This window comes from Hymenobacter armeniacus (assembly GCF_014699055.1).
GTDB lineage: Bacteria > Bacteroidota > Bacteroidia > Cytophagales > Hymenobacteraceae > Hymenobacter > Hymenobacter armeniacus.
The window spans coordinates 652094-665719 of the sequence record NZ_JACXAC010000001.1; the positions used below are offsets into that span (position 1 = coordinate 652094).

Below are 13626 nucleotides of genomic sequence, written 5' to 3' on the forward strand. Positions count from 1 at the left end.
ACTCACCACTCACCACTCAACACTACCCCCATGCCCCAACGCCCGACCGGTAACTATGTAAAGCTGGGCCTGTTCGTGGTCGTGGGCCTGGCGTGCCTGCTGGTGACGCTGTACTTGCTGGGGCGGCAGCAGAGCTTGTTCAGCCGCGGCTTTGTGGTGCAGGCCGATTTTCGGAACGTGTCGGGCCTGCTCACGGGCAACAACGTGCGGCTGGGCGGTATCACCGTGGGGACGGTGCGCGAAATCAAGCTGCTGAATGATACTACCGTGCGCGTGGCTATCAACCTGAACCGCGACGCGCAGCCCTTCGTGCGCCGAAACGCGGTGGCCGCCATCGGCACCGACGGGCTGGTGGGCAACACCATCATCAACCTCACGGCCGGGCGCGGCGCGGCCCCGCCCGTGCAGCCCGGCGACCAGCTGCGCACCCGCCGCCCCGTGGGCATGGATGACCTGCTGAGCACCTTTGACGTGTCGAACAAAAACCTGGTCAGCATCACCCAGGACCTGCGCCAGGTGACCGCCAGGCTCAACGGCAGCAAGGCGCTCTGGGAGTTGCTCGACGACCGCACCCTGGCCGACAACCTGCGCCGCAGCCTGCGCAACGCCGCCGGGGCCTCTGCCCAGCTCGGCCAGGCCACGCGCGACGTGGCTCAGCTCACCGGCGGGGTGCGGCGGGGGCGGGGGCCGCTGGGCTACCTGCTCACCGACACGGCTTTTGCCGGCCGGCTGGGGTACGCCTCGCGGGGCCTGGCCGGCACTTCCGACACGCTGGCGGCCCTGGTCGGCAGCCTGAAAGGGCAGGTGGCCCACGGCGCCGGCCCCGTGCACACGCTGCTCACCGACACCGCCGCCAGCCGCCAGCTGCGCCTCACCCTGCAGCACGTGGAGCAGGGCACGGCCGGCTTCAACCGCAGCATGGACGCCCTGCAGCACACCTTCCTGCTGCGCGGCTACCTGCGCCGCCAGCAGAAAAAACAGGCTCGCGAAAAGCAGGCCCGTGCTGCCATGCAATAGGCGAATGGGGACAACGGCCGCAGGTGGGCTGGCCGGTTCAGTGCCCGCGCGGCGTTGCTCCTCAGGTGGCGATGCGCGCGGCGGGCATGGTTTTCAGCAGCCAGTGGTAGAGCTTTTCCGCATCGGCCCGGTGGAACAATTCGGTGCCGGGGTTCAGGGTGGCGGCCGTGCCGCAGGCCACGCCCAGGCGCACGGCCTCGCGCAGGGGCTGCGCGTGCACCAGCGCGTGCACCAGGCCGGCCACCAGGCTGTCGCCGGCGCCCACGGTGCTGCGCCGCTTCACGGCCGGGGCCGGAATGTGGTCTTCCCACTCGGGCGTAATCAGGCATGCGCCCTGCGCGCCCTGCGACACCACCACAATTTCGCAGCGCCCCGCCCGCATGAGCTGCCGGGCCACGGTGGGCACGCTGGCGCTGTCGAGCTCGGCCTCGCCGGCCAGGTGGCTCAGCTCGCCCAGGTTGGGCTTGATGAGGTAGGCGCCGGCCTCGATGACGGCGTGCAAGGCCGGCCCGGAGGTGTCGGCAATCACCTTAATGCCCATTTCCCGGGCCTGGCGCACCACTTTGGTGAGAAAGGACGGGTGCACGCCCGCCGGCAAACTGCCGCTGATGACCAGGTACTCGGGCCGGCGCACGAACTGGTGCAGCACCTCCAGCACTTGCAGCTGCTCGCTGGCGGTGAGCGGCGGCCCCGGCATGCCGAAGCGGTATTGCTGGTTGGTGTTCGTGTCGACGACGACAAAGTTTTCGCGCACCGCGCTTTTGGTCGGAATAACCCGCGAGGCAATGTTTTCGGCCGCGAGCAGGGCTTCGAGCTGCGCGCCCGTTGGCCCGCCCGCCGGGTAAATGGCCACCGATGGCGTGCCGAGGCGGCGCAGGCCCCGCGACACGTTGATGCCCCCGCCGCCGGGTTCGGCGACGAGCGGGGCGCAGTGCAGTTTCTGGTCGGGCACAATGCCGGCCACGGCGGTGCTTTTGTCCAGGGCCGGGCTTAAGGTGAGGGTGGCAACAGCTGGCATGAGTGCAAGGAAAAACAGTGAAAAAGGAAAGGTGAACGGGATACTATTTTCGGGGCACCCGTCACCAGGTTTACTGCGGGGAGGCTTGGGGGCGTCTGGGCTGCGAACTTGCCGAGGCGGGCCGGCGGCCCGCAGCCCCGCTCAGGGGCCAACGGCCGGATTGTTGGGCGCCAGCCAGTCGACGCCGCGCCGCAGCCACTGCTGGGTTTGGGCTTCGGGCGAGCCGGGGGTGGGGGCGTGGTTGTAGTGCCACTCCGCCCGCGGGGGCAGGCCCAGCACCATGCCTTCGGGGTAGCCGGTGGCGGGCTCGAAGCGGCCGGGGTGGCCCGTCGCAAGGGTGAACTCGGCGCAGCGGGCGCGCCGCACCTGCTGCCAGCGTTTTTCGGGTTCGGAGTAGGCCAGGTGGGCGTTTTGGCCCATGAGGGTGCAGTAGGTGCGGCCGTACACCTCGCCCACGTCCTGCACAAAGGCCAGCAATTCCTCAAACAGGCCGTCGGGGCCCACCCGCAGCTGGGGGAAGTGCAGGCCGCCCACGCCCCGGGTTTCGCCCCGGTGGGGCAGGTAAAAATGCTCGTCGGCTTCGGCCTTGAAGCGGGCGTAGTAGCCGGCATCGTGGCGGTTGCACACGGCCTGAATCTGGGCATGAAACCAGCGGGCCTGCGCCACGTCCACGTACACCGGCGTCAAATCGAGGCTGCCGGCAAACCAGGCCTCGCCCGTGCGGGCTTCGAAGTAGCGCAGGCTCAAATGCGAAATAGGCACCATGGGGCTGCGCGGGTGCAAGCCCGCCGTGATGCCGGTGGCAAAGTAGCTCCGGTCGTTGAGCTGCAACTGCTTGACCAGCGGCTCGCTCATTTCGTCCCATACTTCCGAAAAAATCACGCTGCCCTTCTCCAGCACGGCCCCGTGCTGCAGGGCGCGGGCCAGGCCGCCGCCGCCGCCGGGGTGGGTCCATTCTTCGTGCCGAAACCGGCTGCCGCCCCCGTCCGCCGTTTCCAAGCGGTGGCACAGCCAGTCCTGAAATTGCCGCATCCAGTCGGCGGCCCCCGCACGCGGCCGGAAGGCCGACGGGGGAATCACGTTGCTTTTCATCGTTTTTGCATCTGCGTAAACGGGCGCCGTAACCACTGCAAGCTCCCGCGGGCACCGCTCGTTTGGCCGGGCCAAGAGGCGGCGGCCTCAAGCCGAATGAGCTAACCGGTAACAGCATAAAGCTGCTTGATTTTCAAGGCCAATGCGCTGATAAGCATCATTCCGCGGCCTGATTCCACTCAGTGAGTCCGCGGTAGGGGCGCTACCACTGGGGGTGGCGCAGTTTTTCGGGTTGCAGCACGTGCACGCTTTTCGCCGTGAGCTCAATCAGGCCGTCTTGTTTGAACTCGCTCAGGGTCCGAATCAGCGATTCCGGCGTGGTGCCAATCACGGCGGCCAAGTCATCGCGCGAGAAATGGATGACGTGGTGTTCGTCGGTGGTTTGTTCGTGCAGCCGCAACAGCGTATCGGCCACGCGGCGGCGCAACGAGTCGTAGGCCATGCCCAACAGCAGCTGCTCCCGCTCCTCGACCTGCCCCGCCAGCAGCCGCACAAACTGCTGGCCGACGGCCTGGTGCTGGAAAAGCAGCTGCTCAAAATCTTCTTTGGGAATGTAGAGCAGCGCGGCGTCTTCGAGCACCACGGCCGAGTCGGTGTGGAGCCGCTGCTGCAACAGCGGCAGGTAGCCGAAGAACTCGCCGGGGCCGTACACGCCCGTTATCAGTTCCTTGCCCGCGGCCGTCCGGCGCACGGTTTTCACCCGCCCGCTCTGCACGAAGTAGAGCCGGGCCGCCTCGTCGCCTTCGGCGTAAACGAATTGCTTCTTGCTCACGGGGTGCGGCCGGCGGTCGGTGGTGAGGCTGTGCAGGTTGCCCACCGCCCGGGCGTCGTTCAAAAATTCGTGCAGGCCCTCGGGGGCACGCAAATTGTAGGACGGCTGCAGCTGCTGGAAGCGGCTCAGCCGGCTGCTGATGGCGCTCAGCAGCTCGGTTTCCTCAAAGGGCTTGGTGAGGTAGTCGTCGGCGCCGAGCTCCATGCCGCGGCGCAGGTCGGCGCGCTCGGTTTTGGCGGTGAGGAAAATGAAGGGCACGCCCTTGAGCTGGGGGTTCTGGTTGAAGATGTGCAGCACGCCGTAGCCGTCGAGCACGGGCATCATGATGTCGCACACCACCAGGTCGGGCGGGGTGGCCAGGGCTTTTTCCACCCCGATTTTGCCGTTTTCGGCGGTCAGCACCTCGTAGCCGGCCAGCTCCAGAATCTCGGCCGTGTTGTTGCGCACGATGTCGCTGTCCTCAATCAACAAGATGTTTTTCATGGGGCAGGGTAATGGTGACGGTGGTGCCCACGCCCAGCTCGCTGCGCAGGGCCACGGTGCCGCCCAGCAGCTCCACGTAGCGGCCCACGATGTAGAGGCCCAGGCCGGTGCCGGGCAGGTTGATGGCGTTGCGGGCCCGGAAAAACCGCTGAAACAGCCGGTCTTGGTCTTCGCGGGCAATGCCCATGCCCTGGTCCTCCACCGCCACGCACAGCCGGCAGCCCTGAAGGCTGGCGCGCACGGTGACGGTGGTGTTCTCGCAGGAGTATTTGAGGGCGTTGCTGAACAAATTCACCAGCACTTTGCGCAGCAGCGAGGCGTCCAGCCACAGGGGCGGCAGGCTTGGCAGGGCCAACTCGATGCGCTGGCCGGGCTTGCGCAGGCCCGCGGTTTCGGTGATGGCCTCGTGCAGCAGCGGGGCCAGGTCGAGCTGTGCGGTGTGCACTTCCAGGCGGCCCTCCTCGATTTTGCCCACCGAGAGGAATTCCTCCAAAATGTCGGTCAGGTGCTTCACCGAGGTGCGAATGCGGTCGTAGTGGCGCTGGCGCTTGTCTTGCTGCTCGGCGCCCGCGTACTTTTCGAGCAGCACCACGGAGGTGAGCACGGCCGTGAGCGGCGTGCGAAACTCGTGAGAAGCCATGGCCACGAAGCGCGTTTTGAGTTCGCCCAGTTCCTGCTCCTGGGCCAGGGCCTGGCTGAGCTCGCGGGTGCGCTGCTCCAGCTGGGCCAGGGTGGTTTCCAGGTCGTGGGTGCGGTCGGCCACTTTCTGCTCCAGCTCGGCATTGAGCTGGGCCACGCGCCGGTGCTGGGCGTGCAGCTCCTGCTCGGCCGTTTTCTTGAGGGTAATGTCGATGACGTAGGCCACGACGAACAGCTCCGCCTCGATGTGGAAATAGCTCAGGCTGACTTCCACGGGGAATTCGGACCCGTCGCGGCGGCGGGCCAGCAGGTCGCGGTTGTGCCCCATGGCCCGCATGGTGGGCCGCGCGTTAAACGACTCCCGGAACTGCTCGTGGCGGTGGCGCGTGGCGTCGGGCACCAAGGCCTCGATGCGCTCGCCGAGCAGCTCCCCGTCGGGGTAGCCAAACAGCTGGCGCGCTTTCTCGTTGGCGAGCACAATGTCGCCGGCCCGGTTGCACATGATGATGCCGATGGTGGCGTGGCTCACCACGGCCTCGAAGCGGCTCATGCTTTCGGCCAGGCGGTGCTCGGCCAGGTGCAGCGGGGTGGTGTCGGCGAGGCGCACAAGAAAATAGGGCTGATTTTCAAACCAGAGGCAGGTAAGCTCGACGTGGGCCCAGAAGCACTCCCCCGACTGCCGCTGCATTTCCGAGTCGAATTCTTGGTAGCCCTCGCGCAGCACTTTTTCCCGGAGCTCGGCCCATTCATCGGGCGCAAAGCGGGTGCCGCGCAAGGCCCGCGCCGGCTCGTCGTACAGGGCCTGCGCCGACGGGTAGCCCAGGAGCTGGTAGCCCGCCGTGTTGACGTGCGTGAACCAGCCCTGTTCGACATGGTACAAGCCCACAAACTCTTTGCTTTGCTCAAAGAGGATGTCTGTCAGCGGATTACGGTAGCGTTGGGCTGGCATGGGCAGCCGCAGACTGTTGTCTTACGTTGTTAAAAGGTAGCAATAATCAATTGAATATCTATTATTGAATATATTTTGAGTAATACTAGCTCAGCCGTCTTGTTGCCGTCAAGGGTTCACAATCAGAGCGGAGGTAAGGGCAAAAAAATATTATATTACTACCATTCCCGGTCGAAGGGCAGAACGTAGCCGACCTGCAGCATCAGCACGTCGTTGTAGGCGCGGGGCTTGGCGGCCGCGCCGGCGGGGTTCAGCAGCGGCGTCAGGCCCCGGTTGAGGCGCAGGCCAAGGGCGAGCCCGCCGCGGGTTTGGTAGCCCACTCCGCCCACAATGCCCACGTCGAGGCTGGTCAGGTCGCCCCGGTCGGTGCTGGTCGCCGACGTGGCCTTGTCCGGCGCGCCGGTGGAGTAGCGGGTCGTGGTGTGCGTTTCGGCGTTGGCGTGCACCAGGAAGCCCAGTTGGGGGCCAAATTCCATAAACCAGCCGCCCACGTTGATATTCGCCAGCATCGGCACGTCCACGTACGTCAGCACCCGGGTCTGCTCGAAGGAACACTGCTTTTCGCCCGTGGCCAGGCCGGCGGTGCGTTCGCCCGCAAGACGGTAGCCGCGCAGGTTGAGCAGCAGCTCGGGCTGCAAGGCCACCGCGCCGTGCTTGGACAGGGGGATGCGCAGGGCCGCGCCGGCGTGGTAGGCCAGGTACCGGCTGTCGAGGCGGGTGGTGTAGTCGGGGCCGGCCAGCTGCTTCAGGTCGTCGCCGGCCAGCCCGGCGTAGGTGCCGCCGATTTTGAGGCTCACTTTGGGGGGGCCTTTGTCTTGGGCCTGCGCCGCGAGCGGCAGCGCGCCCAGCCCGAGCAACGCGCCCATTTTCAGCAACGCAAGCGCCCCGGCCCAAGCCGGGCGTCGGGTGGATGTCTTTTTCATGGCCCATGGAAATGGATGACGGTGGCGCGCTAAGCGCGGGGCTGGCCCTGGGCCGGCCCCGCACCGTCGCGGGCCTCACATTCTGTTAATAGCCGTTGAAAACGGCTTCGCTGGTGGTGCGAAGCTTGTTGTTGACGCTGCTGGCGCCGCCGGCCAGGGCGCAGTGAATGGCTAGCTGGGCCTGGTGCCAGTTTTCGATGTTGCCGCGCAGCGTGGCCTGCCCGTTCTTCACGCTCACCTGAAGGTTGAGGTCGTGCAGGAAGGCGTTCCAGTACAGCTCCTGCCGAATGGCTTGCTCAATGGCCTGGTCGAGGTTTACGGCGTGGGTGAGCGTGCCGTCCTGGCTCCGGCCAAACCAGGCCGGGGCATTGGCCGTGATGTGCAAGTGGTTGTCGACCTGCACCACGCCGCTGATGCCGGCCGCCACCTGCTCGGCGTGGGCGGCCTCGAAGTGGGTGGGCACGCTGCCGCTCAGGTTGACGGTGCTGTTGTAGGCCAGCACCGTGATGGGGTAGCGGCCCACGTAGGGGTCGCGGGTGAGGGCGGCCTGCACGTGGTTGCGCAGCTTCACGTCGTCGAAGGGGCCTGCGGGGCGCACTTTCAGGCGGTTGTTTACCCAGCTCACGCCCACCACGTTGCGGGCGTCCTGCTCGGCGGCGCGCTTGGCGGCCAGGCTGTTCACGGTGCCGGTCAGCGTCACGGTGCTGCCCTGCACGGTCACCGTGGGCTCGAAGGAGAACACCCGCGGGTCGTACACGAAAGCGTCGCGCACGGCCTGGGCAATGTCGGTTTCGGAGTGGTAGGCGTACTTGTCCTGCCGCACGTCGTCGCTGGGCACCCAGGGCTCCACGCGCAGGTCCTTGCTGTCCACCGCTTTGGCCGCGCCGGCGCTCCAGGCAATGCCGATGACTTCGCTGCGCTCCAGGGCGCTGCCTACCACGCCGCTCAGCTTCACGGCGCCGTTTTTCACGCTCACGCTCACCAGGCCGGCGTGCACGCGCACGTTCCAGCGCAGCAGCTCGCGAATGGAGGCCGCCATCTCGTCGTCGGGCCGGGGCGTGAGGGCCGGCACGTAGGTCAGGTGGTCGTCGACGCGGCGGATGCCCCGCACGCCCTTCACCACGCGCAGCACCTGCTGGCGCTCGGCGTAGCTGCGCACGGTGCCGCGCAGCTCCACCTCGCCGGTTTTGGCCAGGCACTCGATGGCCAGGCTCTGGGTGGCGGGGTTGGTGGCCAGGGCTTCCTTGAGGTCGGCCAGCAGCTTGGCGTCGGGCACTTCCGGCGTGCGAATTTCCAACTCGTTCACCACGCCGCGCACGCCGCGCACCAGCTTGGCAATTTCCTCGGCCCGGTCGAGGGACAATAGGCTGTCCGTAAAGCCTTTGAGCGTGACGATGCCCTCGGTGGTGCTCACGTCAATCCAGGTGGCCGACACGCCCTGCCGCCGGCTGTAGAGGCGTTCGATGGCGGCCGTGATGTCGTGGTCGGCCAGCAGTTGCTTGGTGGTGGGAATGCTTAAGGTGCTCATGGTCGGAAAGGAAAAATGTGGATGGGAGGACGAGGCAACGAGCCCAGCCGCGCCGCCACGGCCGCGCCGGAAACGTGGTCAAAATTATTCGTTCGCTGGCCCCGGTTGCATGACGATGCTCAGACCGGTGCTTGATTCAGGTCATTGAACCTTAAGGCAAAGCGGAAGGAATTCATGGTTTCGCCGAGCCTCAGTTGAGGGCCGGCACCAGCAGCAGCGGCAGGGCCCGGGCCTCTATCAACTGGGCCGTGACGCTGCGGTGGAACAAGCTGCCCAGCAGGCTGTGGTGCCGGGCCACCAGCACCAGCAGGTCGGCGTGCCGCTCCGCGGCGCCCTGCAAGATGCCCTGCGCGGTGTCTGGGTGGTAAACGACGTTGGTCCAGGTGCCTTCCGGCACCGGGGCGAGGCCGCTGTGGCGCACCGAGTGCACGGCCCGGTGCCTGGCCCCCGCGCCGGGGTCTTTCTGGTCGGTCACGAAGAGAAGCTCGAGCGTGGCCCCCGGCCGGGCCAGCAGCTCCGGCACGAGGCGCGGGTAGTCGGGCAGCGTGAACTCGTGGCCATCCACGGCCAACAGCAGGCGGCGCGGCGCAAAGGCGGGCGCGCCGCCGGGCGGCAGCACCAGCAGCGGGCAATGGCTGTGGCGCAGCAGGTCGAGCGCGGTGCTGGTCACGACCTCGATGGGGGCCGCCCCCGCGTGGGGCGTGCTCAGCACCAGGGCCCACGGCCGCTGCTGGCGCACAATGCCTTGCACCGCCTCGGGCAAAAAATCGCCGAGCACGACGATGCTGGCGGGCACGGGCTGCTGGCTGGCCAGGTTTTGGAGCGCCAGCAAGGATTTTAGCTCGCGCCGCCGGGTGTGCTGGCCGGGGTGCTCTGCGGGTGTGGGCTGCGCATCTTGGCGCAGGTGCAGCAGCACCAGCCGGGCCTGCAGGGCCTCGGCCAGGCTGGCGGCGTACGGCATGGCCTGGCCGCCGCCGGGAAACAAATCGGGAAGGACGAGCAGCGCGGGCGAGGACATGGCGGGCGCAAAAAATAGGTTAGAAAGAGCCGGCGTAGGGCCCCAGTGCGTCGGTGTTGCGGGCCAGGCCAGCGGCCTCGGTCAGCGTGTCGTCGAGCGGGGCGTCGCCGGGCGCAGGCCGCGGAACATCAGATGGCCAGGGTGTTGCATCGGCTTCAGCATCGGCGGGCGTTACCGGTGGTGCGGCCCCATCGGGCGGAGGCGGGGTGGCATCGGGCGGGGGCTTTATGGGAGAAGGAACCTGCATGGCTGGCCGGGCAACCCCAGTGCGCCAGACCGCACCGAGCCGAATCAGCAGCGGCAGCCGGCCGGCCGACCTGCCGTTGCCCGCAATTTTTTCTTGTCCCGTTTCCCACGGGTGCTTTCAACAACCCTTGCTTGCCGCCCACCACCTGCCGGGCCGCTGCCGCTTGGGCACAACCAGCACCGCTGCAATGCCGGCCGCTCGTCCTGTTTCGCGCCTACGCTGCCGCCAGCGCGGCCGGCTGCTGGGGCGCGTGGGCACCCGTGCCCAGCCGGTGGAACTGCCAGTAGGCCCGCATCGTGGCCAGGTTCAGGACGTGGCCTTTGGCTTCGGCGGCCACCAGCACGTCGAGGGCCTCGTCGAGGCTTGTTTCCAGCAGGCGGCACCAGCGCTCCAGCTGCGAAGCGGTGAAGAGCGGGGCTGCGTCGCGCTGCAGGGGCCGGCCGGTGTAGCGGTTGCCCAGCAGGGCTTGTTCCCACCAGGCGCATTCGCCGCCGTCGGGCGCGTGGTGCGGCCGGGGAAATGCGCGGCCCAACAGGGCGTCGCCCGCCACCCGGTGCGCAAACTGATGCACGAAACGCCGGCATTGCAGTGGGCTAATGCAGTCGGAAAAGCGGGGAGTCAACACGACGAAAAAGGGGTTAGGGCCTGCCCGCAGCGGGGGCTAAGCCAGTACGTCCAACAATCAACACGGGCCAACTCACCAGAGAATCAGCCGCCAACCTCTGTATGTTCAAACTCTCCCAAAGCTGCGAGCTAGAAGCCAAAAGCCCTTCGCCCGCAGCAGGAGTGAGTGCTCGATATAAAAATACAGCGGTGCCGAAACGGGTGGGTTGACGACAATCAGCCAGGCCGCTGATTGTCGTCATGCTGAGCCTGCGGGGCGCCCGGCAGTTCCGGTGGCCGGGAGCGTCGCCGCGTGCAAGATGGCCAGCGCTTCCTCGTCCGTCACTTCGCTAAAGTCCTGGTAGTATTGCCCGACGGCCCGGAAATCGAGCGGCGCCAGCAGGCACACCACTTCGTCGGCGGCGGCCTGCAGCTGGTGCAGCCCCTCGGGCGACGCTACTGGCACGGCCACGATGACGCGCGCCGGCTGCTCTTTCCGCACCAGCGCGATGGTGGCGAGCAGGGTTTGGCCGGTGGCCACGCCGTCGTCGACGACGACCACCGTGCGGCCGGCCAGCGGCTGGGGCGGGCGGTGGCCCAGGTAAGCCTCCCGCCGGGCTTTCAGCTTGGCCTGAATGGCGGCCACCCGCTCCGTCAGCCAGGCGTCGGGCACCTCCACGTGGGGGCTGAGCACGTAGCCGTACTCGCTCACGGCCCCGATGGCAAACTCGGAATTATGCGGGTGCCCCAGCTTCTTAATCAGCACCACGTCGAGGGGCCAGCCGAGGGCCTGGGCGATGACGACGCCCATGGGCAGCGCGCCGCGGGGCACGGCCAGCACCACGCCGGGCCGGCCGCGCAGGTGCTCCAGCCGCTGGGCCAGCAGCCGGGCCGCCGCCTGGCGATTAGCAAACCGGGTTTCCATCGCAAAAGGGAATTGTATGAAAGCGTCAGCTCAGGTACCGCTCGTACCAGGCCGTGGCGGCGGCGGCCACGGCTTCGAGCGCGCCGGGCTCCTCAAACAAGTGCCCCGCCCCGGGGATGAGCCGCAGCTCGCTGGGCGGCCGCAGGGCCTGCCGGGCCCGTTGGTTGAGCTGGACAACGTCCGTGTCGTGCTCACCAACCAGCAGCAGCGTGGGGGCCGACACGCTGGGCAGCACGGACAGCACCAAATCGGGCCGGCCCCCGCGCGACACCACGGCCCGGACCCGGGGGCCCAGCTCGGCCGCCGCCGCCAGGGCCGAGGCGGCCCCGGTGCTGGCCCCGAACAAGCCCAGCGGCAGCTTGGCCAGGGCCGGCTGCTGGCGGGCCCAGTGCGTGGCTTCCACCAGCCGGTGCGTGAGCAGGGGAATGTCGAAGCGGGTGGCGTAGGTCTCGTCCTCGGCCGGGGTGAGCAGGTCGAAGAGGAGGGTGGCCAGTCCGGCCTGGGCCAGGTGCCGGGCCACGGCGCGGTTGCGCGGGCTGAGCCGGCTGCTGCCGCTGCCGTGCGAGAAAATCACCAGCCCCGCGGCTTGGTCGGGCACTTCCAAATCGCCCGGCAGGATGAGGTCGGAAAGAACGAGCTGAACGGTGTGGGTTTTCATGGGGCCGGCGGTGAGGTGAGGGCCTGAATGGCGGCTAGCGCGGTTTCGGGGTCACTGTATAGGCTGAAAGAGGTAGGGGCGGGGCCTGCCCCCGCCCGCCGTAGAATGGACTCGGGAGCTTGGCGCGAACGACGGGCGGGGGCGGGCCCCGCCCCTACATCCGCGGACCCCGATACGGCGCTAAATAAACCGGCTGTCCTCGGTGGAAACATGACCGGCATTAGGCAAAAGGGTGATTTTGCTTATGGCGTGGTGACTTGCCTGTCAGTAAGTTAGTTGAACCAAGCAAGGGCCGGCGGAGTGCTCCGAAAACAATCTTTCAGCCCCGCCGGAAGTTGAGGCTTTGCCCAAACCTCTTTTGCGTTTGACAATGGCACCTGCATTTCCCACCCACCCCCTGCGCCAAGCGGCCGACCTCGGCCCCGTACTGGCGGCCATTGGCGATGCCCGCGTGGTGCTGCTGGGCGAAGCCTCGCACGGCACCCACGAGTACTACACCTGGCGCACGGCCCTAAGCAAGCGCCTGATTAGCGAAAAAGGCTTCCAGTTTATTGGCGTGGAAGGCGACTGGCCCGACTGCTTCGAGGTGAACGCGGCCATCAAGCAGGACGCCGTGACCTACGGCTCGGCCGCGCAATTGCTCCAAACCTTCAACCGCTGGCCCACCTGGATGTGGGGCAACTGGGAGATTTCGGCCCTGGTGGAGTGGCTGCACCGCCACAACCTAAGCCAGCCCGCCGCGCGCCGCGTGGGCTTCTACGGCCTCGACGTGTACAGCCTCTGGGAATCGCTGCAAGCCGTGCTGCACTACGTGGAGCAGCAGGGCGACGGCGCCCTGACGGCCGCCCGCCACGCGTTCCACTGCTTCGAGCCCTACAGCGCCGACCCGCAGCAGTACGCCCGGGCCGTGGCTTTTGTATCGGAAGACTGCCAGGACGAGGTGGCCGGCCTGCTGCGCACCATGCGCCGCCAGGCCGCCGGCCGGGCCTACGCCAGCCTGCCCGAGCGCGAGCAGGCCTTCGCCGCCGAGCAAAACGCCCTGGTGGCCGTGAACGCCGAGCGTTACTACAAGGCCATGCTGCGCGGCGGCGGCTCGTCGTGGAACGTGCGCGACCGGCACATGATGGAAACCCTCGCCCGCCTGCTGGAGCTGCACGGCCCCGGGAGCAAAGCCATTGTGTGGGCGCACAATACCCACGTGGGCGACGCCCGCTACACCGACATGCGCCGCGACGGCGAGGTCAACATCGGCCAGCTGGCCCGCGAACAATTGGGGCGTGAGCAGGTGTTCAGCGTCGGCTTTGGCTCCTACGAGGGCAGCGTGGTGGCGGGCAAGGATTGGGGCGCCCCGCGCGAGAAAATGGCCGTGCCCCGCGCCGTGCGCGCCTCCTGGGAACACCAGCTGCACGAGCAGCTGCGGGGCGACAACGCCGTGCTGCTCTCCGCCGAGCTGCGCAACCACTCCAGGCTGCAGCAGCCGGTGGGCCACCGCGCCATTGGGGTGGTGTACCGGCCGCAGTTCGAGCAGTTTGGCAACTACGTGCCCTCCCTCATCCCCGAGCGCTACGACGCCTTCCTGTTCCTCGACCGCACCCAGGCGCTGCACCCGCTGCCCACCACCCCGCAGCCCAACGTGCCGCCGGACCTGTACCCGTGGGGCGAGTAAGGCCGGTTGGGCCACTGACCGAAAGCGCAGGCCGCCGTGGGGCAGCCTGCGCTTTTGGTTGGAGTTTCTATGTCGGTTGACTTCGCCC

At 67.5% G+C, this 13626-nt stretch carries 13 protein-coding genes; 2 read left to right on the forward strand and 11 right to left on the reverse strand.

Translation table 11 applies throughout. From position 1 onward, the window contains the following. Positions 1–30 precede the first annotated feature (30 nt). Positions 31–1017 carry an MlaD family protein gene (locus tag IC234_RS02855; RefSeq protein ID WP_190922311.1) on the forward strand — a complete coding sequence of 329 codons (987 nt, stop codon included), beginning with the start codon at positions 31–33 and terminating at the stop codon, positions 1015–1017. Positions 1018–1078: 61 nt separating this feature from the next. Here the strand turns inward: IC234_RS02855 and IC234_RS02860 are convergent, their stop codons facing one another. The 11 genes from IC234_RS02860 to IC234_RS02910 form a co-directional block, all read right to left on the reverse strand. After that, positions 1079–2035, reverse strand: a complete 957-nt coding sequence (locus IC234_RS02860) for a 1-phosphofructokinase family hexose kinase (protein ID WP_190922312.1) — start codon at positions 2033–2035, stop codon at positions 1079–1081. 141 nt (positions 2036–2176) lie between these two features. Continuing rightward, positions 2177–3127 (reverse strand): coproporphyrinogen III oxidase, encoded by a 951-nt coding sequence (locus IC234_RS02865; RefSeq protein ID WP_190922313.1) that lies wholly within the window; start codon positions 3125–3127, stop codon positions 2177–2179. A 202-nt stretch (positions 3128–3329) separates the two neighbouring features. Beyond that, on the reverse strand, positions 3330–4382 hold the full coding sequence (locus tag IC234_RS02870) for a response regulator (protein WP_190922314.1): 1053 nt from the start codon (positions 4380–4382) through the stop codon (positions 3330–3332). After that, positions 4360–5970 carry a sensor histidine kinase gene (locus tag IC234_RS02875; RefSeq protein WP_190922315.1) on the reverse strand — a complete coding sequence of 537 codons (1611 nt, stop codon included), beginning with the start codon at positions 5968–5970 and terminating at the stop codon, positions 4360–4362. Before IC234_RS02875 ends, IC234_RS02870 begins: the two co-directional genes overlap by 23 nt. A 158-nt stretch (positions 5971–6128) precedes the next feature. Continuing rightward, positions 6129–6893 carry a porin family protein gene (locus tag IC234_RS02880; RefSeq protein WP_190922316.1) on the reverse strand — a complete coding sequence of 255 codons (765 nt, stop codon included), beginning with the start codon at positions 6891–6893 and terminating at the stop codon, positions 6129–6131. A gap of 85 nt (positions 6894–6978) precedes the next feature. Then, entirely contained in the window at positions 6979–8421 is a 1443-nt protein-coding gene (locus tag IC234_RS02885; RefSeq protein WP_190922317.1) for a BON domain-containing protein, read from the reverse strand. A 190-nt stretch (positions 8422–8611) separates the two neighbouring features. Further along, positions 8612–9439 (reverse strand): universal stress protein, encoded by an 828-nt coding sequence (locus IC234_RS02890; protein ID WP_190922318.1) that lies wholly within the window; start codon positions 9437–9439, stop codon positions 8612–8614. Between the two features lie 19 nt (positions 9440–9458). Further along, positions 9459–9686 (reverse strand): hypothetical protein, encoded by a 228-nt coding sequence (locus IC234_RS02895; RefSeq protein WP_190922319.1) that lies wholly within the window; start codon positions 9684–9686, stop codon positions 9459–9461. A gap of 214 nt (positions 9687–9900) precedes the next feature. Continuing rightward, entirely contained in the window at positions 9901–10311 is a 411-nt protein-coding gene (locus tag IC234_RS02900; protein ID WP_190922320.1) for a globin family protein, read from the reverse strand. 237 nt (positions 10312–10548) lie between these two features. Next, positions 10549–11214 (reverse strand): phosphoribosyltransferase, encoded by a 666-nt coding sequence (locus IC234_RS02905; protein WP_190922321.1) that lies wholly within the window; start codon positions 11212–11214, stop codon positions 10549–10551. Between the two features lie 25 nt (positions 11215–11239). Then, positions 11240–11872, reverse strand: coding sequence for a dienelactone hydrolase family protein (locus tag IC234_RS02910; protein WP_190922322.1), 633 nt, complete (start codon positions 11870–11872; stop codon positions 11240–11242). A gap of 370 nt (positions 11873–12242) precedes the next feature. Here IC234_RS02910 and IC234_RS02915 point away from each other — a divergent pair, with 370 nt between their 5' ends. Beyond that, complete coding sequence (locus tag IC234_RS02915; RefSeq protein WP_190922323.1) at positions 12243–13538, forward strand: erythromycin esterase family protein; 1296 nt, start codon at positions 12243–12245, stop codon at positions 13536–13538. Positions 13539–13626 lie beyond the last annotated feature (88 nt).